At 67.6% G+C, this 19141-nt stretch carries 15 protein-coding genes; 11 read left to right on the top strand and 4 right to left on the bottom strand.

The genetic code is table 11. The annotated features are described in order from the left end of the window. Nucleotides 1-71: 71 nt before the first annotated feature. Both DQG17_RS09105 and DQG17_RS09100 read right to left on the bottom strand, forming a co-directional pair. A complete protein-coding gene (locus DQG17_RS09105; protein WP_116132378.1) occupies nt 72-1121 on the bottom strand; it encodes a hypothetical protein in 1050 nt (349 codons plus the stop codon). After that, the gene (locus tag DQG17_RS09100) at nt 1122-2075 is read right to left on the bottom strand and encodes an ABC transporter ATP-binding protein (protein ID WP_116132377.1); all 954 of its coding nucleotides are present in this window, start codon (nt 2073-2075) and stop codon (nt 1122-1124) included. It lies immediately after the preceding gene. Nucleotides 2076-2197: 122 nt separating this feature from the next. Between DQG17_RS09100 and DQG17_RS09095 the strand changes: the two genes are divergently transcribed. The 4 genes from DQG17_RS09095 (at nt 2198) to DQG17_RS09080 (ending at nt 7439) form a co-directional block, all read left to right on the top strand. Then, nucleotides 2198-2398 (top strand): zinc-finger domain-containing protein, encoded by a 201-nt coding sequence (locus tag DQG17_RS09095; RefSeq protein ID WP_116132376.1) that lies wholly within the window; start codon nt 2198-2200, stop codon nt 2396-2398. Nucleotides 2399-2625: 227 nt separating this feature from the next. Next, the gene (gene polA, locus DQG17_RS09090) at nt 2626-5421 is read left to right on the top strand and encodes a DNA polymerase I (RefSeq protein WP_116132375.1); all 2796 of its coding nucleotides are present in this window, start codon (nt 2626-2628) and stop codon (nt 5419-5421) included. A 144-nt stretch (nt 5422-5565) separates the two neighbouring features. Further along, the gene (locus DQG17_RS09085; protein WP_116132374.1) at nt 5566-6534 is read left to right on the top strand and encodes a cation diffusion facilitator family transporter; all 969 of its coding nucleotides are present in this window, start codon (nt 5566-5568) and stop codon (nt 6532-6534) included. A gap of 101 nt (nt 6535-6635) precedes the next feature. Continuing rightward, entirely contained in the window at nt 6636-7439 is an 804-nt protein-coding gene (locus tag DQG17_RS09080; RefSeq protein WP_116132373.1) for a crotonase/enoyl-CoA hydratase family protein, read from the top strand. Nucleotides 7440-7460: 21 nt separating this feature from the next. On the opposite strand, the gene DQG17_RS09075 is transcribed toward DQG17_RS09080, so the two are convergent. Continuing rightward, nucleotides 7461-8039: a DUF1285 domain-containing protein gene (locus DQG17_RS09075; RefSeq protein WP_369908006.1), complete on the bottom strand. Its 579-nt coding sequence runs from the start codon at nt 8037-8039 to the stop codon at nt 7461-7463. Nucleotides 8040-8121: 82 nt separating this feature from the next. Here DQG17_RS09075 and DQG17_RS09070 point away from each other — a divergent pair, with 82 nt between their 5' ends. The 5 genes from DQG17_RS09070 (at nt 8122) to DQG17_RS09050 (ending at nt 15576) form a co-directional block, all read left to right on the top strand. Next, nucleotides 8122-9129 carry a MoxR family ATPase gene (locus tag DQG17_RS09070; protein ID WP_116132371.1) on the top strand — a complete coding sequence of 336 codons (1008 nt, stop codon included), beginning with the start codon at nt 8122-8124 and terminating at the stop codon, nt 9127-9129. Further along, nucleotides 9126-10004, top strand: a complete 879-nt coding sequence (locus tag DQG17_RS09065) for a DUF58 domain-containing protein (protein WP_116132370.1) — start codon at nt 9126-9128, stop codon at nt 10002-10004. The genes DQG17_RS09070 and DQG17_RS09065 overlap by 4 nt, the downstream gene beginning before the upstream one ends. Further along, nucleotides 10004-12778 (top strand): DUF4159 domain-containing protein, encoded by a 2775-nt coding sequence (locus tag DQG17_RS09060; protein ID WP_116132369.1) that lies wholly within the window; start codon nt 10004-10006, stop codon nt 12776-12778. Before DQG17_RS09065 ends, DQG17_RS09060 begins: the two co-directional genes overlap by 1 nt. After that, a complete protein-coding gene (locus DQG17_RS09055) occupies nt 12775-14856 on the top strand; it encodes a hypothetical protein (RefSeq protein WP_116132368.1) in 2082 nt (693 codons plus the stop codon). The genes DQG17_RS09060 and DQG17_RS09055 overlap by 4 nt, the downstream gene beginning before the upstream one ends. A 129-nt stretch (nt 14857-14985) precedes the next feature. Then, nucleotides 14986-15576, top strand: a complete 591-nt coding sequence (locus DQG17_RS09050; RefSeq protein ID WP_116132367.1) for a lectin-like protein — start codon at nt 14986-14988, stop codon at nt 15574-15576. 136 nt (nt 15577-15712) lie between these two features. Here the strand turns inward: DQG17_RS09050 and DQG17_RS09045 are convergent, their stop codons facing one another. After that, on the bottom strand, nt 15713-16411 hold the full coding sequence (locus tag DQG17_RS09045; protein ID WP_116132366.1) for a DUF599 domain-containing protein: 699 nt from the start codon (nt 16409-16411) through the stop codon (nt 15713-15715). Between the two features lie 82 nt (nt 16412-16493). Here DQG17_RS09045 and DQG17_RS09040 point away from each other — a divergent pair, with 82 nt between their 5' ends. Together DQG17_RS09040 and DQG17_RS09035 are read left to right on the top strand one after the other, a co-directional pair. Beyond that, the gene (locus DQG17_RS09040; RefSeq protein WP_116132365.1) at nt 16494-17930 is read left to right on the top strand and encodes an FAD-linked oxidase C-terminal domain-containing protein; all 1437 of its coding nucleotides are present in this window, start codon (nt 16494-16496) and stop codon (nt 17928-17930) included. A gap of 85 nt (nt 17931-18015) precedes the next feature. Then, entirely contained in the window at nt 18016-19140 is a 1125-nt protein-coding gene (locus DQG17_RS09035; protein ID WP_116132661.1) for an FAD-binding protein, read from the top strand. Nucleotide 19141: the final 1 nt, after the last annotated feature.

Below are 19141 nucleotides of genomic sequence, written 5' to 3'. Positions count from 1 at the left end.
TTCTTGGCAAAAATACCTCCGCCGGAGGCATGAACTCCGCAGCGTGCCGGCGCCGTACTGCCCGATCGGACTCAGTCCGCGTCCGACAGCGCGCGCGCGTGAAACGCCACCGCCCGTGCCCATTGCACGGGGCCTTCGCTCGCGTAGTAATCCATCCCCGGTGCCGCGTTGACCTCGAGGATGCAGGCGCCCTCCGTGCCCGCGGCAAGGTCCGGCGCCAGGATGTCGATGCCCGCCACCTGCAGCCCGATCGCCGCGGCTGCGCGGATCGCCAGCGCCTCGGCCGCGGCGGGCACCTTCCCCGTAAGGTCGACAAGCTCGCCCCCGGTCGAAAGGTTGGCATTGGCCAGAAGCACCACCCGCCGCCCCGCGGGCAGAACCGTCGCCGCCGTCAGCCCGGCTCCGGCAATGGCGCGGGCAAGACGGGGATCGTCGAGCGCCAGTTTCGGCCCGTGATAGCGTTCGGTCAGCCGCCGCAGCCGCGCCTCCAGCAACGCACCGACGCTTTGGCGCCCGTCGCCCGTGACCGCCAAGGGCCGACGCTCATAGGCGACAACGACCTCATCCCGCAGGACCATCAGACGATAATCGCGCCCCGGTATCAGCGCCTCGACCCGCAGCCGGTCATCGGCGCGAAACCCGTCCTCGAGATCGCAGGCCAGCTCGGCGGCCGAGCCTGCGCGCCGAACCCCGCGTCCCATGTTGCCGAAGTTCGGCTTCACGATCACCGGAAACCCTGCGCCTGCGGCAAAATCCTGCGCCACCTCGGGGCCCGGCAGCCCCTCGGCCACCGCCCGGTTCGACAGCCGCATCTTGGCCCGAAACCCCGGCGAGACCACGATCACCCCGGGCGGGGTCGGCAGCCCTTCGGCCGCAAGCAGCCGCGCGGTATAGTCCTTGTCCGCGGCAAGTGCCGCCGCAGCGTCCGAATTGAGCCCCAGCGCCTTGCCCATGAGCATGCGCACCCGGCCGTCGGGCGCGGTATAACGGCCGACCCGCCCGTGTTCGGCCTCAAGCTCCAGCTGTCCGCCAAGCGCGGCTGCGGCCTCGGCCAGCAAGCGCAGGCCTGGCGCAGATCGCGCCAGCAGGTCGGGCGAGGGCGGGCAGAGCACAAGCCCCACTCAGGCCGCCTGCGGTGCCGGGGCCGACGACGTCAGCGACAGGAACACATCCTCGAGCGTCGGCTCCTCGACCGCGACATCGCGGATGCGGATGCCCGCGGCGCGGACCGCGTCGAACACCGCTTCGGCCGGGGTCACGCTGCGGCGATAGGACAGCGCCAGCGCGCCGTCGCGCCGGAAGCTCAGCGCCACCCCCTCGGGCAGGGCAAAGGGCGCGGTCACCGGCGCCTCGGGCCGGATCACCAGCGTCTTGGCATCGAGCCTGCCGATCAGCGCCCCGGTTCGGTCATGGGCGATCTTCTCGCCGCGATGGATGATGGCGATCTCGTCGCACATCTCCTCGGCTTCCTCCAGATAATGGGTGGTCAGGATGATGGTCATCCCGCGCTCGACATTCAGCCGCCGCACATTGGTCCACAGCATCTGGCGCAGTTCGATGTCGACGCCCGCCGTCGGCTCGTCCAGCACCAGCACATGCGGCGCATGCACCAGCGCCTTGCCCAGAAGCAGCCGCCGCCGCATCCCGCCGCTCAGCGTGCGCGAATAGGAATCGGCCTTGTCGGTCAGCCCGATCATGGCAAGGATCTCGTCGGTCTGCCGCCGCGACCGCGGCACCCCGTAAAGCCCCGCCTGCACGTCGAGCGCGGCACGCGGGGTGAAGAACGGGTCGATGTTCAGCTCCTGCGGCATGACCCCGATGGCGGCGCGGGACTGGCGCGGGTTCACGTCCTGATCGAATCCCCAGATCCGCACGCTGCCGGCGCTTTTCCGCACCAGACCGGCAAGGATATTGATCAGCGTCGACTTTCCCGCACCATTGGGCCCGAGCAGACCGAAGATGCTGCCGGCAGGCACCTTCAGGTCGATCCCCTTCAGGGCCTGCATCCCGGTTTCGCCCCGGCGAGAGGCATAGGTCTTGGCGAGACCCTCGATCTCGATCGCAACTTGGGTCATATGCGGCGCTCCGGCACTTGCCCGCGGCGGGCGGTTTCCTATGATGCCGGGAACCTAAGCCGAGCCGGGCACCACCACAAGGTGACCCGAACGGCGACCCGACAGCACGCTGGAGCCAGTTGATGACCTTGATTCCCGAACCTCCCGAGACCCAGGTGGTGACTGCCTCGCGCGTTGCCTGCGACGGCGGCGGCAGCGCGCTGGGGCACCCCCGCGTCTGGCTGACCCTCGGCGAGGATGGCGCGGTCGAATGCCCCTATTGCGACAAACGCTTCGTCACGCCCGAAAGGGCCGCCGCCGAGGCGCTGAAAAAGGCGGGCTGAGCCGCCCGAAGACCCCACGCTCCGGCGGTTGACCTCACCCCCGGCGTCTTCTTGGCCGAAATACCTCGGGGGAGTCGCGGCCTGCCGCGACGGGGGCAGCGCCCCCACGGCAACGACCCAGGCGTCACGGCCGGCGTCCGCGAATAGCCCGCAGCCGGTCCGCAGCCCATGGACCCCGGCCGCGCTGCAGGCTACCTCTGGGCGCGGAACCGCGCGGGAGGACGAACATGACATTCGGCAAGGGCTGCCATCTGCACCTGATCGACGGGTCGGCGTTCATCTTCCGCGCCTATCACGCCCTGCCGCCGCTGACGCGCAAGTCCGACGGACTGCCGATCGGCGCGGTCGCCGGGTTCTGCAACATGCTGCACAAGTATATCGAGGCCAACACCGGTCCCGACGCCCCGACCCATGCCGCCGTGATCTTCGACTATTCCGGCAAGACCTTCCGCAACGAGATCTATCCCGACTACAAGGCCAACCGCCCGCCTGCGCCCGAGGATCTGGTGCCGCAGTTCCCGCTGACCCGCCTGGCAACGCGCGCCTTCAACGTCGCCTGCCACGAGATCGAGGGCTATGAGGCCGACGACATCATCGCCACGCTGTCCTGCCAGGCGCGCGACGCCGGGGGGCGGGTGACCATCATCAGTTCGGACAAGGACCTGATGCAGCTGGTCGGCGACGGGGTCGAGATGCTCGACGCGATGAAGAACAAGCGCATCGGGCCCGACGAGGTGGCGGAGAAATTCGGTGTCGGCCCCGACCGGGTGGTCGATGTGCAGGCGCTGGCAGGCGATGCGGTCGACAATGTGCCGGGCGCGCCGGGCATCGGCATCAAGACTGCGGCGCAGCTGATCAACGAATTCGGCGATCTCGAGACCCTGCTCGCGTCGACCGACCGGATCAAGCAACCCAAACGTCGCGAGGTTCTGACCGACAAGGCCGACCAGATCCGGCTGTCGCGGCGGCTGGTGGAACTCGACTGCGCGACGCCGCTCGATTTCGGCCTCGACGATCTCGAGGTCAGGGAACCCGACCCGACAGTGCTGCTCGATTTCCTGAGCGAGATGGAGTTCCGCACCCTTGGCAAGCGGATCGCCGACCAGCTCGGGCTCGAGGCGCCGACAATCGTCGCTCCGCCCGCAGCGGCCGAGACGGATGGCGACCCCGCGGCACCGCCGATCGATCGCGACGCCTATGAGACCCTGCGCGATGCCGACGCGCTGCGCGGCTGGATCGAGCGGATCAATGCGACCGGCATCGTGGCACTCGATACCGAAACGACGGGGCTCGACGAGATGGTGGCCGGGCTTGTCGGCATCTGTCTGGCGGTCGGCCCCGGGCAGGCCTGCTATGTGCCGCTGGCGCACCGCGCCGAGGGCGGCGAGGGGTTGTTCGACACCGGCGCGCTGGCCGAGGGGCAGATGCCGATGGACGAGGCGCTGGCGCTGTTGAAGCCGGTGCTGGAGGACCCGGCCGTCCTCAAGATCGGCCAGAACATGAAATACGACGCCAAGATCCTCGCCCGCCACGGCATCGAGGTTGCGCCGTTCGATGACACGATGCTGATGTCCTATGCGCTCTATTCGGGGCTGCACAACCACGGCATGGATGCGCTGTCGGAGCGTTATCTCGGCCATCAGCCGATCCCGATCAAGGAGCTGATCGGCTCGGGCAAGAGCCAGATCACCTTTGACCGGGTACCGATCGACACGGCGGCGAAATACGCCGCCGAAGATGCCGACGTGACCTTCCGCCTCTGGCAGGCGTTCAAGCCGCAACTGCACCGCAACAAGGTGACGACGGTCTACGAGACACTGGAACGCCCGCTGGCACCGGTGCTGGCGCGGATGGAAATGGCGGGCATCAAGGTCGACCGCGACACGCTGAGCCGGATGTCGAATGCCTTTGCCCAGAAGATGGCCGGGCTCGAGGCCGAGATCCAGGAGCTGGCCGGCGAAAGCTTCAACGTCGGCAGCCCCAAGCAGCTGGGCGAGATCCTGTTCGACAAGATGAGCCTGCCGGGCGGCAAGAAGGGCAAGACCGGCGCCTGGTCCACCCCCGCCGACGTGCTGGAGGATCTGGCGACCGAACACGACCTGCCGGCGCGGGTGCTGGACTGGCGCCAGCTGTCCAAGCTGAAATCGACCTATACCGATGCGCTGCAGGACCATATCAACCCCGAGACCGGCCGGGTGCATACCTCGTACCTGCAGACCGGGGCCAGTACCGGCCGGCTCGCCTCGACCGACCCGAACCTGCAGAACATCCCGGTCCGCACCGAGGAAGGCCGCCGCATCCGCGAGGCCTTCGTGGCCGAGCAGGGCAAGGTTCTGGTCAGCCTCGATTATTCCCAGATCGAACTTCGGATCCTCGCCCATGTCGCCAATATCGACGCGCTGAAGCAGGCGTTCCGCGACGGGCAGGACATCCATGCCATGACCGCCTCCGAGATGTTCGACGTGCCCATGGACCAGATGACGCCCGAGATCCGGCGCCGCGCCAAGGCGATCAATTTCGGGGTGATCTATGGCATCTCGGGCTTTGGCCTCGCGCGCAACCTGCGGATACCGCGGGGCGAGGCCCAGGCCTTTATCGACCGGTACTTCGAACGCTTCCCGGGCATCCGGGACTATATGGACGCGACCATCGCGTTTGCAAAGCAACACGAGCGGGTCGAGACCCTGTTCGGCCGCCGGATCCACACCCCCGAGATCAACGCCAAGGGGCCACATGCGGGGTTCGCAAAGCGGGCCGCCATCAATGCCCCGATCCAGGGCGCTGCCGCCGACATCATCCGACGGGCGATGATCCGGATGGAGGACGCGATTGCCGGGCTGCCGGCCCGGATGCTGTTGCAGGTCCATGACGAGTTGATTTTCGAGGTCGACGAGGGGGCGGTCGAGGACACCATCGCCCGGGTTCGCGCGGTCATGGAAGGCGCGGCCGAGCCTGCGGTGAAGCTTGACGTGCCGCTGGTGGTCGATGCCGGGCAGGGGGCGAACTGGGCCGAGGCGCATTGACCCGATTGCCGGCAGGGCCGGGCATGCCTCCGGCGGGGATATTTTCGAACAGAAGAAGCCGGGCGGCGTGCCATGGGGGGCGACCGGCTTGCCTTCGCGGCGGCGATTTGCTCCAAGGGACGGATAGCGGCGAGGAGCCGGGCGATGCCCCACGATCACGATCCTGACAATGGCGACAGCCGCAGTCATCACGACCACCACCACCACCATCACCATATCGACCCTGCCAGTGGCGACAGGCGGGTGCTGGGGGCGGTTGCCGTCAATCTGGGACTGACGGTCGTTCAGATCGTGGCGGGGGTGCTGTCAGGCTCGCTGGCGCTGATTGCCGATGCGATCCACAATCTCAGCGATGCGCTGTCGCTGGTCGTGGCGATTGTTGCCCGGCGGATTGCCCGCCGGCCGGCCGATGCCGACATGACCTTCGGCTATGGCCGCGCCGAGGTTGTGGCGGCGCTGGTCAATTATACCACGCTGGTCGTGATCGCGTTCTATCTGTTCGCCGAAGGCATCAACCGTCTGTTCGATCCGCAGGACGTGGAGGGCTGGACCGTCGTTGTCGTCGCGGGCGTGGCGCTGGTCGTCGATACCGTGACTGCGGTGCTGATCTTTCGCATGTCGAAGAACAGCGTCAACATGCGCGCCGCCTTCCTGCACAATATTGCCGATGCGATGGGCTCGGTCGCGGTGATCGTCGCGGGCGTGCTGATCCTGATCTACGACTGGCGGCTGGTGGACCCGATCGTGACGCTCGGTATCTCGGTCTATATCCTGTGGCACACGCTGCGCGAGTTGCGCCCGGTGATCCGGATCCTGATGCTGGCGCGCCCCGATGGTCTGGCGGTCGAGGAGGTGCTGGAGGCGATGGAGGCGGTGCCTGGTGTCGCCGACGTGCATCATCTGCACCTTTGGCAGATGGGCGAGTACGAGAATTCGCTCGAGGCGCATGTGGTGCTGGCCCAGTCGGCCGATCCCGTGGCGGTGAAATCGGCGTTGAAGGCGCTGCTGGGCGCGCGGTTCGATTTGTCCCACACCAGTCTGGAATTCGAGGGGCCGCGGGATCAATGCCGGGATGCCCCGCGCGTTGGACATGGTAATGCCTTGACCTGCTGATTGTTTCTGCAGTCTCTGGCGGACCCTTGGTCAAGATTGACACCTTGCAAATAGTCCCGTTTGAGTGCAGTTGAAATTCCGGACGCTTCAGGGAGGCTTACATGAGTGCAGCACTGGTGCGGGTGGTATCGCCCGAGGGGCCGGTCGCGCAGGTCTGGTTGAACCGGCCTGACAAGAAGAACGCCCTGACACTGGAAATGCTGGACGACCTTGTGGCGGCCGGCCGGGCGCTGGCGAAGCAGCCCGGATTGCGGGCGATCGTGCTGGCCGGCGAAGGCGGCGATTTCTGTTCCGGGCTCGACACCGGCGTGCTGGAAAGCCTTGCCGGCGACCTCGACCGGGTAAAAGGGGACATGCTGACGCCGGCGGATCCGAGCGGCGCCAACCGCTTCCAGTTGCCGGCGACGATCTGGCAAACCTTGCCGGTGCCGGTGATCGCGGCGCTCGAGGGCGTCTGCTTTGGCGGCGGGGCGCAGATCGCGCTTGGCGCCGACTTTCGCATCGCGCATCCCGATGCCCTGATCTCGATCATGGAAGGCAAGTGGGGCCTGATCCCCGACATGGGGATCTCGCAAAGCCTGCCGCGGCTTTTGTCGGCGGATCGGGCGATGGAACTGATCCTGACCGCGCGGGTCCTGCGCAGCACCGAGGCGCAGCAACTGGGTCTGATCACAAGGCTGTCGGATGCGCCGGTCGAGGAAGCGTTGCGCTTTGCAGAGGCTCTGGCCGGGCGTTCGCCCGAGGCGATCCGCGCCGGCAAACGGCTGGTCGAGACGATCTATTCCGGCAATGCCATCACCGAACTGCGGCTCGAGGCGGAATTGCAGGCAGCCCTGATCGGCACCCCGAACCAGATCGAGGCGGTGTCGGCGGCGGCCGAGGGCCGGATGCCGCGCTATTGCTGAGCGACGGCGCTGTCTGGGCGCTCAGCCCAGGTCCTCGGCCCGGATCAGCGGAAAGAACATGCCTCCCGACCAGATGCCGAACCATTCGGCCCCCTCGTGGCGATGGCGTTTGCCGAGATCGACGAGCCGATAGAAGGTTTTACGGTCGATCAGAGCCTCGAGATTCGCACGGATGTGAACATAGGGCGAGGGTTCGCCGGTCTCGGGATCGAAGCGTACCCGGATCGGGTGATCCGGCCCCGCCACAACCCGGTCCTCGACCTGGGTCGCGAATTCCAGAACCTGGTTTTCTCCGACCCCGGTGACCTCGGCATCGACGGCGATGAAGGGGGCATCCTCGACCCGGATCCGCACCTTCTCGACCGGGGTGACCAGAAAGTACTCGTCGCCGTCCTTGCGCAGGATGGTGGAAAACAGCCGCACCAGCGGCGCCCGACCGATCGGCGTGCCCTGATAGAACCAGGTTCCGTCGCGCCGGATCTCCATGTCGATATCTCCACAGAACGGCGGATTCCACAGATGCACCGGCGGCGGGCCGCCGCTTTTCTGGGCACTCCGCGCGGCGGTGGCGAGGCTTTCGGCATTCGTCGTGCCGCTCATTTGCGTCCTTCCCGTATTTGTCATTTGTTCGCAGTCGCAGTTCTGCCTTACTTGCAACGATCATCCTGCGAGGAACCCCGTCATGTCTCAGCCTACCGAACTTGTCGCCGAAATCGAAGCGCTGGGTGAGATGCTTGCCGAGGCGCGCGGCTCCATCACCCGCCGGTTCATCGGTCAGGAACGGGTGGTCGATCTGGTTCTCTCGGCGTTGCTGTGCGGCGGCCACGGGCTGCTGATCGGCCTGCCGGGCCTGGGCAAGACCCGGCTGGTCGAGACCCTCGGGACGGTGATGGGGCTGCACACGAACCGTATCCAGTTCACCCCCGACCTGATGCCGGCCGACATCCTCGGCTCCGAAGTGCTCGATACCGGCGAAGGCGGACGGCGCGATTTCCGCTTTGTCGAGGGGCCGGTCTTCTGCCAGCTTCTGATGGCCGACGAGATCAACCGCGCCAGCCCGCGGACCCAGTCGGCGCTGTTGCAGGCGATGCAGGAAAAGGAAGTGACGATCGCGGGCGCCCACCGGCGGCTTGGCGCGCCGTTCCATGTGCTGGCGACCCAGAACCCGATCGAACAGGAAGGCACCTATCCCTTGCCCGAGGCGCAACTCGACCGCTTTCTCGTGCAGATCGAGGTGCCCTATCCCGACCGTGCGACCGAGCGCGATATCCTGCTGGCAACCACCGGCACCGAGGAGGACGAGGCGCACGAGGTTTTCACGCCCGAGGCGTTGCTGGCCGCGCAGAAGGTCCTGCGCCGGATGCCCGTGGGCGAGAAGGTGGTGGAACTGATCCTCGATCTGGTGCGCACCTTCCGCCCCGGCGAACCCGATGCGCCCGACGCGGTGCGGCGCAACGTCAGCTGGGGACCGGGGCCGCGGGCGGCGCAGGCGCTGATGCTGACGGTGCGGGCGCGGGCATTGCTCGACGGCCGACTGGCGCCTTCGCCCGAAGATGTGCTGACGATGGCCGAACCGGTGCTGTTGCATCGCATGGCGCTGAGTTTTGCCGCGCGGGCGCGGGGGGAAAGCCTTGGCGATCTGATCCGTGACGTGAGCGCAGAGGTAAGCCGGATCGAGGCCGCGGCGTGAGCCAGGCCGGCCCGCACCTTCGCACCCGGGCCGAGGGGCTGGCGGCAGCCCTGCCGCCGCTGCTGGCTCAGGCCGAGCATCTGGCGGCAACCGTGCTGCTTGGCGCGCACGGGCGGCGCAGGGCGGGCATGGGGGACGAATTCTGGCAATACCGCCCCGCCACCCACGGCGACGAGGCACGCGAGATCGACTGGCGCCGCTCGGCCCGGTCGGACGCGCATTTCGTGCGCCAGAAGGAATGGCAGGCGGCGCAAAGCGTGGTGATCTGGGTCGATGGTTCGCAGTCGATGGAGTTCACCGGCGACCGCGAGCGGCCGGCCAAGTCCGACCGGGCGCGGCTGCTGGCGCTGGCGCTGTCGGTGTTGCTGATCCGTGCCGGCGAACGTGTGGGGCTGTCGAATCTCGGCACCGCGGCGCGGGCGGGGCAGTTGCAACTGGTGCGGCTGGCCGATGCGCTGACGGGCGAGCTTTCGGATGCCGACTATGGCATTCCCGAGACCCCGGGGCTTCCGGCCCACGCGCGGGCGCTGTTCGTGTCGGATTTTCTGGGGCCGATGGCAGGGGTCGAGGCAGCACTTGCCAAGGCCAGCGACCGCGGCGTGCGCGGCGTGCTGTTGCAGATCCTCGATCCGGTCGAGGAGAGCTTTCCCTTCGAAGGGCGGACAATCTTTGAAAGCATGGGCGGCAGCCTGCGCCACGAGACGCTGAAGGCGGGCGATCTGCGCGGCCGCTACCTTGAGCGGCTGGCCGAGCGAAAGGACAGGCTCGATCATCTTTCGCGGGTTTCGGGGTGGCTCTATGACTGTCACCATACGGATCTGACCGCCCAGTCGGCGCTGCTGTGGCTCTATGCGGCGCTGGAGCGTACCCGCTGATGTGGATGATCGGTCCTCTGGGGTTCACGGCGCCGCTGATCCTGCTCGGTCTGGCGGTGCTGCCGATCCTGTGGCTGATCCTGCGGGCGGTGCCGCCGGCGCCGATCCGGCGGCGGTTTCCCGGCGTCGCCCTGCTTCTGGGGCTGAGCGACGATGAAAATCAGGCCGATCGCACGCCCTGGTGGCTGCTGCTGCTGCGGATGCTGGCGGCGGCCGCGGTGATCGTGGGCTTTGCCGGTCCGGTGCTGAACCCGCAGGTCCGCGACGGCGGATCGGGGCCGTTGATGGTGCTGATCGACGGCACCTGGGCCGATGCCGGCGACTGGACGGCGCGGTCCGACAAGCTGGCGACGCTGATCGACGATGCCGGCCGGTCGGGGCGGCCGGTCGCTGTGGTGCAACTGACCGACCTGTCGTCGGGGCCGCCCGAGTTTCTGTCGGCCGACCGTTGGGCCTCGCGGCTTGCCGGGCTGTCGCCCAGACCCTGGCAACCGGATCCGGCGGCGGTTGCGGCCTGGGCCGACGGGCTTGGGGATCAGTCCTTCGACACGGTCTGGCTTTCGGACGGGATGGCGCGCGACGGGCGCACCGATCTGCTGGCCGCGCTGCAGTCCCACGGTGCGGTGCGCATCGTCGAAAGCCCGGCTCCGGTTCTGGGCCTGAAGCCCGCGGATTATGCCGACGGGCTGATCCGGCTGACCGCGATCCGCCGTGACACCGGCCCCGAACAAGCGGTCGAGATCGCGTCCATCGGGCTCGATCCCGTCGGCTCGGAACGCATGCTGGCCTCGGCCACTGCCGATTTTGCCGCGGGCGCGCGCGAGGCGAGCGTCGAGCTGTCGCTGCCTGCCGAATTGCGCAACCGCATCCGCCGGTTCGAGATCCCGTCGCGCCATTCGGCCGCCGCGGTCAGCCTGACCGACGACAGCCTGAAGCGGCGCGAGGTGGCGCTGGTCGCCGGGCGCGACGAGCGCGAGGGGCTGTCGCTGCTGTCGCCGCTGCATTTTCTGCGCCAGGCACTGGAACCGACCGCCGATCTGATCGAGGGCGAACCTGCGGACCTGATTGCGGCAAACCCCGATGTGGTGATCCTTGCCGACGTCGCCCGCCTTGCTCCGGCCGAGTCCGCGGCGCTCGAGGCTTGGGTGGACGAGGGCGGGCTGCTGGTGCGCTTTGCCGGACCGCGGCTGGCCGCGTCGGATGTCAGCCGGGCCGAGGAAGACCCGCTGATGCCGGTCCGCCTGCGCGAGGGCGGGCGCAACCTCGGTGGCGCAATGAGCTGGGGCGAGCCGAAGACCCTTCGCCCCTTCGCCGAAGGCTCGCCTTTCTTCGGACTCGAGATCCCGGGTGACGTGACTGTCAGCTCGCAGGTCATGGCCCAGCCCGATCCCGAGCTTGCCGCACGCTCGATTGCCGCCCTGTCGGACGGAACCCCGCTGGTCACCCGTAAGCGGATCGGGGCCGGGCAGGTCGTGCTGTTCCACGTCACCGCAAATGCCGAATGGTCGACGCTGCCGCTGTCGGGCCTGTTCGTGCAGATGCTCGAACGGCTGGCGGTTTCGACCCGGCCCGCGGCACCGGATGCCAAGGATCTTGCCGGCACGACATGGAGCGCCGATCAGGTTCTGGACGGCTTTGGCCGGTTGCAGGATGCGGGCACCCTGCCGGGTGTGCCGGGCGAGCAGATCGCCGCCCGCGACTTTGGCGCCGCGATGCCGCCGGGCCTCTATGGTTCGGACGAACGCCAGATTGCGCTCAACGTCCTCGATGCCGAGGCACAGCTGGTTGCGATGCGCTGGCCCGCCGGAGTGGCCGTCGAGGGGATCGAGACCGCCGCCGAAACCCCTTTGACGGGGCATGCACTGGCCTTCGGTCTGCTGTTGCTGCTGGTCGATCTTCTCGCCTCGCTCTGGCTTTCGGGCCGGCTGCGCGGGATGCGCAGCGCCGCCGCCGCGGTGCTGCTGGCGGGGGTCGTGCTGGCTCCGCCGCCCGCCGGGGCCGAACCGCTGCCGCCGAACGATCCGCTGGCCATCGCCGCGACCAGCGAGGTCGTGCTGGCCCACGTGGTCACCGGCGACAGTCGCGAGGATCAGATCGCCGCGGCCGGGATGCGCGGCCTCAGTCAGGCGTTGACGGACCGTACCTCGGTCGAACCGGGGGCGCCGATCGGGGTCGATCTCGAAACCGATGAACTCGCGTTCTATCCCTTTCTCTACTGGCCGGTGACGCTCGATCAGCCGATCCCGTCGGACGAGGCCTATAGCCGGCTCAATGCCTATCTGCGGTCGGGCGGGATGATCCTGTTCGACACCAGGGATGCCGATCTGGGGGTTTCGGGCGCCAGCACCCCCGAGGGCCGCAAGCTGCAGCAACTGGCCGCCCCGCTCGATATTCCTCCCCTGGAGCAGCTTCCCCCCGACCACGTGCTGACCCGCACCTTTTATCTGCTGCAGGATTTTCCCGGCCGCTATGCCAGCCACGACATCTGGGTCGAGGCCGCCCCCCCCGACGCCGAACAGGTCGAGGGCATGCCGTTTCGCAACCTCAACGACGGCGTGACCCCGGTGGTGATCGGCGGCAACGACTGGGCCGCGGCCTGGGCCGTGGATGACCGTGGCAACCCGATGTTCCCGGTCGGCCGCGGTTTTGGCGGTGATCGGCAGCGCGAGCTTGCGATGCGGTTTGGCGTCAACCTGATCATGCATGTGCTGACCGGCAACTACAAATCCGACCAGGTCCATGTGCCTGCGCTGCTCGACAGGCTCGGCCAATGAGCGCGGCGGCCAACATCCTGTTCGACCCGCTGCTGCCCTGGACGCTGATCTGGGTGGTTGCGGCGCTGGCTGTCGTCCTTGTCGGCTACGCGCTCTGGCGCGGGCTCAGGGGCTGGTGGCTGCGCGGTCTGGCGGCGGCCGCCTTGCTGACCGCAATTGCCAATCCCTCGTACCAGGTCGAGGATCAGGCGCCGCTTTCGGACATCGTGCTGATGGTGGTCGATCGCAGCGCCAGTCAGGAGCTGTCGGATCGCGATGCCCAGACCGAGGCGGCGGTCGAACGGGTCACCCGCGCGGTCGAGGCGATGCCGGGCACCGAGCTGCGCGTGGCCACCGTCCGCGATGCCCCCGACAATCAGGGCACGCTTGCCGCGACGGCCCTCGCCGAGCTGATGGCCGAGGAACCGCGGGCGCGCGTCGCCGGTGCGATCCTTGTCAGCGACGGGCGCCTCCACGACCTCGTCCGGATGCCCGATCTGCCGGCGCCGCTGCACCTGCTGCTGACCGGGCATGAAACCGACTGGGACCGCCGGCTGGTGATCCGCAATGCGCCGGCCTTTGCCATCGTCGGCGAAGAAATCACGCTGACCCTGCGGATCGACGAGACCGGCGCGGTGCCCGCGGACGCCGCAGGGCCTGTGCTGCTTGACGTGGCAATCGACGCCGAGGACCCGATCTCGGTCCGGGTGCCGGTCGGGCAGGACCTGACCCTGCCGCTGACCCTGCCGCACGGCGGCATGAACGTGATCCGGTTTCAGGTCGCGGTTGCCGATGGCGAGCTGACGGACCGCAACAATGCCGCCGTGGTGCAGATCAACGGTGTCCGCGACCGTCTGCGGGTGCTGCTGGTGTCGGGCGAGCCGCATGCCGGTGAACGCACCTGGCGCAACCTGTTGAAATCCGACAGCTCGGTCGATCTTGTGCATTTCACGATCCTGCGGCCGCCGGAAAAGCAGGACGGCGTGCCGGTCAGCGAGCTGTCGCTGATCGCCTTTCCGACCCGCGAGCTGTTCATGGACAAGATCGACGAGTTCGATCTGATCGTCTTCGACCGGTATCGGCGCCGGGGCATCCTGCCGATGGCCTACCTCGACAACGTTCGCGACTATGTCGAACGTGGTGGCGCGGTGCTGATGGCGGCGGGGCCGGAATTTGCCAGTGCCGACAGTCTCTATCGCTCGCCTTTGTCCGAGATCCTGCCGGCCGCCCCGACCGCCCGGGTGATCGAGGAAGGCTTTGTTCCGAAGATCACCGATCTGGGCCAGAAACATCCCGTCACCGAAGGACTCGACGCCATGGCGCCGCCGGCCCCCGAGGGGCGCGAAGGGCCGGGCTGGGGCCGCTGGTTCCGGTTGATCGAGCTTGAGCCCGACAGGGGCGAGGTGGTGATGGGCGGGCCGGGCGACCGGCCGCTTCTGGTGCTCGACCGGGTCGGCGAGGGACGCGTCGCGCTGCTGGCGTCCGATCACGCCTGGCTCTGGTCGCGCGGGTTCGAGGGCGGCGGGCCGCAGCTGGAACTGCTGCGCCGGCTGGCGCACTGGACCATGAAGGAACCCGATCTGGAGGAAGAGGCGCTGACCGCGACGGCCGATGGGCTTGACGTAACGATCACCCGCCGCACGCTTGGCGACGATCCCGAACAAGTCGAGGTTACCGCGCCCGACGGGACCGTGACCCTCGTGCCGCTGACCGAGGCAGCCCCCGGCCGCTTTTCCGGCCGCTTTCAGGGCGCCGAGGCCGGGCTGTACCGTCTGGTCGAAGGCGATCTTTCGGGCGTCGTGGCGCTGGGACCGGCGGCGCCGAAGGAATTCGAGGAAACTGTCGCGGACGGCGCGGCGCTGGCGCCCGCTGTCGATCGCGGCCGGGGCGGCATCGCGCGGATCGAAGAGGGCCTGCCGACGATTCGTCAGGTGCGCGAGGGCCGGGCCGCCGCCGGGCGCGGCTGGATCGGGATCACGCCGCGACAGGCCTATGTCACGACCGACGTCACCATTACCCCCCTGGTGGCTCCGCTTCTGTTCGTCCTTCTGGCGCTTGGGCTCAGCCTTGGGGCATGGCTGAGCGAAGGCCGGAAATGAGGTCCCTCCCTTACCGGGGTATTTAAGAGATTTTTTCGTATTTTGTTGTTTTTGCGGGCAAGGAATCCTTGATTTCTGCAACGATAGTATTATGTGGCAGATGCAACGAATAATTTGGTGGGTTAAGAAATGAAGATTGCGCTTGTTGGCTCGATCCTCGCAGCAGCTGTGTTGGCGGGATCCTCAGTTTCGGCGATTCCTGTGCAGTGGACGGTTGAAGAGGGTGGAAATGGCCACTGGTACGACTTCGTGCCCAGTTGGGGATCCTATTCCACTGCGCTGAATGCTGCTGCAGCTTCGGAATACGATGGAATGTCCGGGTATCTGGTCACGATAACCTCGGCAGAAGAAAACGCCTTCGTGCGAGGCATTGCCAAGTTTTATGGAAGTTCCCCGACGGTCTATATTGCCGCAAGCGACAGTGCCTCCGAAGGCAACTGGTCCTGGCAGGCCGGTCCCGAGGAAGGTGAAAACCTGAGCTATACCAACTGGAGCAGGCGGGGCCTTGCGTCCTGGCCGGGGGCAAACTACGCACTGATGGACAGGTCATCGGGGTGGTTTTCCGGAGACAGCACCTATGGCGCGACCTATGTCATCGAATACAGTACAAACGATATGCCGGCGGTTCCGCTGCCTGCCACGGGGATGCTGATGTTCGGCGGGCTCGGTGTGGCCTTTGTGGCCGAACGCCTGATGCGCCGCCGTCGCCGCGCCGCCTGAGCAGGGCGCTGCTGGCACCATCCATGACGTGATCGTTGCAAAGGCGCTGCCCTCGGGTGGCGCCTTGTTAGTTCCGGATCAGCCAATCGGCGGCGCCAGCGTTTTCTGGCCACAGCCGCGGCGCCCTTTCGCTGTCCTAGTCTTCCGGGCGCATCAGCACGACCCGGGTGTTCGAGCCGAATTCGCGCCGCAGGATCATTGCGGTGATGGCAAGCGTGGTCAGCATCAGCGGCGCTGCCCCGATCAGCCAACCCGTTGCCCCGAGAGAGAAATAGACCGACCGCATGCCGCGGTTGAAGCTGCGGCCGGCAAGCGAGCTGAGGTCCCCGGCCTTCGCCGCCCGCGGAAAGGCAAGCGGATCCTCGGGGTCGTTCGGCACCGCCGCCATTAGCACAGCGGCATAGCCGAACAGCCGATGCGCCCAGACAAAGCGCAGGAAGGCGCTGATCAGCAAAAGCACGATCAGCAGCATCTTGATCTCCCACAGAACCGCCGGCGCCTGGCTCTTGGTCAGATCGCCGGCAAGGTCGTTCAACGTCTGCGGATTGGACATCAGCGCCAGCGCGCCGCCGATCGCGATGATGGAACTCGAGGCAAAGAAGGTCGTGCCCTGGCGCAGCGTGCCGAGGATCGCGCTGTCGAAGATCCGCGGCTGGCGCGTCACCATATGGCGCATCCATTCGGCGCGATAGCCGCGCATCACGTAGGATACCGACCGGAAGCGGGCCGGGGAATGTTCGACAAGGCGGTCAAGGCCGAAGATGCAGATCAGCAGGAGCGCGAGCGCGGCCAGATCGAGCGGTGACAGCAGGTCGAATTGGGTGACGATGTTCATGGCGCGACCCTAGCCGCGATTTCGTGGCTTGCCATCTGGCAAAATTGGTTATATTTTCTTACCAATCTTGGGAGGGGTTTTCATGCAGATGCCAGAGCCGCGGGCCGATGTGCTTGCGCGAAAGGCGCGGATTCTGGAACGGCTGGGGTCGGTCCTGCCCGGACGGGCGGTGATCCACGACCCGGCCGAGACCCGCGCCTATGAATGCGATGCCCTGACCGCCTATCGCTGTCCGCCGCTGGCTGTCGTTCTGCCGGGATCGACCGCCGAGGTCGCCGCAGTGCTGAAGGTCTGCCACGAGGAAGGCGTGCCGGTGGTGCCGCGCGGTGCCGGCACTTCGCTCGCCGGGGGCGCGATGCCGACGGCGGATTGCGTGGTGCTGGGGATCGCGCGGATGACCCGCGTGCTCGAGATCGACTATGAGGACCGGATCATCCGGGTTGAGGCGGGGCGCACCAACCTGTCTGTCTCGGATGCCGTGGCCGAGCGCGATTTCTTCTATGCGCCCGATCCCTCCAGCCAGCTTGCCTGCGCCATTGCCGGCAATGTGGCGATGAACTCGGGCGGCGCGCATTGCCTGAAATACGGGGTCACCACCAATAACCTGCTGGGCGTGACCATGGTGCTGATGGACGGCACGGTGGTCGAGCTTGGCGGCGGCCATCTCGATGCGGCGGGATATGACCTGCTGGGGCTGGTCTGTGGCTCCGAAGGCCAGCTGGGCGTGGTGACCGAGGCGACGCTGCGCATCCTGCGCAAGCCCGAGGGCGCGCGCCCCGTTCTGATGGGGTTCGACGCGGTCGAGACCGCCGGGCGCTGTGTCGCCGACATCATCCGCGCCGGTGTGCTGCCGGTCGCGATCGAGTTCATGGACCGGATCTGCATCCGCGCCACCGAGGATTTCGCCCATGCCGGCTATCCCGATTGTGCCGCGCTGCTGATCGTCGAGGTCGAGGGCGCACCCGAGGAGATCGACGCGCAGCTCGGGCTGATTTGCCAGATCGCGCGGCGCCACGATCCGGTCGTTTTGCGGGAGAGCGCGTCGGCCGAGGAATCGGCGCGGATCTGGCTGGGGCGCAAGTCGGCCTTTGGCGCCATGGGGCGGATCGGCGACTACATCTGTCTCGACGGCACGATCCCGGTGTCGCAGCTGCCGCATGTGCTGACCCGGATCGCAGAGATCAGCGCCGCCGCCGGGCTGGCCGTCGGCAATGTGTTCCACGCCGGTGATGGCAACATGCATCCGCTGATCCTGTTCGACGCCAACAAGCCCGGGGATCTGGAGAAATGCGAGGCGGTGGGGGCCGAGATCCTCAAGCTTTGTGTCGAGGTGGGCGGCTGCCTGACCGGCGAACACGGTGTCGGGGTCGAAAAGCGCGAGCTGATGGGGGTGCAGTTTTCCGCCGCCGATCTGGAGATTCAGATGGCGGTCAAAGACGTGTTCGACCCGGGCTGGCTGCTGAACCCGGCCAAGGTGTTTCCGCTGGAGGCGTCGCGCGGGCGGCGGGAAGTGGCGTGAGGGGGCCTTCCGCCCCCTCTTGGCCTGACGGCCAATTCACCCCCCGAGGATATTTTGGAACAGAAGAAGCCGGGGGGGACCGATGATCGCACCGGGGAGTGAGGCGGAACTGGCGGAGGCCATCGCCGGAGCCGCGGGGCCGCTCGCGGTGCGTGGCGGCGGTACGCGTGGGCGGGTGGCGGCGGGCGAGGATCTGAGCGTTGCCGGGATTTCGGGTGTCGTGCTGTATGAGCCCGAGGCGCTGACGCTGGTCGCGCGCGCAGGCACGCCGATGGCCGAGATCGAGGCCCTGCTCGATGCCGAGGGGCAGCGGCTTGCCTTCGAGCCGATGGATCATCGGATGCTTCTGGGGACCGAAGGGGTGCCGACGATTGGCGGGGTGGTTGCGGGCAATGTCTCGGGGCCGCGCCGGATCCAGGCCGGGGCCTGCCGCGACGCGCTGCTGGGGCTGCGCTTTGTCGACGGGATGGGGCAGGTGCTGAAATCCGGCGGCCGGGTGATGAAGAACGTGACGGGCTATGACCTCGTTCGGTTGCTTGCCGGCAGCCGTGGGACGCTGGGCGTTCTGAGCGAGGTGAGCCTGAAGGTGTTGCCGCGGCCCGAGGCGGCGGCGAGCCTGCGGATACAAGGGCTGTCGGACGTGGAGGCGGTCGCTGCGCTGGCAGCCGCGCTTGGCTCGCCCTTCGAGGTGACCGGTGCGGCGCATTCTCCGCGCGGGACCGAGGGCACGCCCGAGACGCTGATCCGGGTCGAGGGCTTTGCGGAGTCGGTTGCCTATCGCAGCGAACGGTTGTGCGCGCTGTTGGCGGATCGGGGCGAGATCGCGGTCGAGACCGAGCCGGGCAGGGTGGCTGCGATCTGGTCGGGGCTTCGCGACGTGGCGGCCTTTGCCGGCAGGCCGGGGGATGTCTGGCGGGTTTCGGTCCGGCCCTCCGACGGGCCGCGGGTCGGGGCCGCGGTGCAGGGGGCCGAGGTGATCTATGACTGGGGCGGCGGGCTGGTCTGGGTGCTGGCGGAGGCGGGCAGCGATCTGCGCGCGGCGCTGGCGGGGATTTCGGGACATGCGAGCCTCGTGCGGGCGGCGCCTGACACTGCGGCGCGGCTGCGGGCCGTTCCGCCGGAACCGGCGCCGGTTGCGGCGCTGTCGGCCGGGTTGAGGGCACGGTTCGATCCGCGAGGGATCCTGAACCCCGGGCTGATGGACGGATAGG

It is taken from the genome of Tropicimonas sp. IMCC34043 (genome assembly GCF_003390845.1).
In the GTDB taxonomy this organism is placed as follows: Bacteria; Pseudomonadota; Alphaproteobacteria; order Rhodobacterales; family Rhodobacteraceae; genus Tropicimonas.
This window is presented reverse-complemented; position numbering and strand designations above follow the sequence as displayed.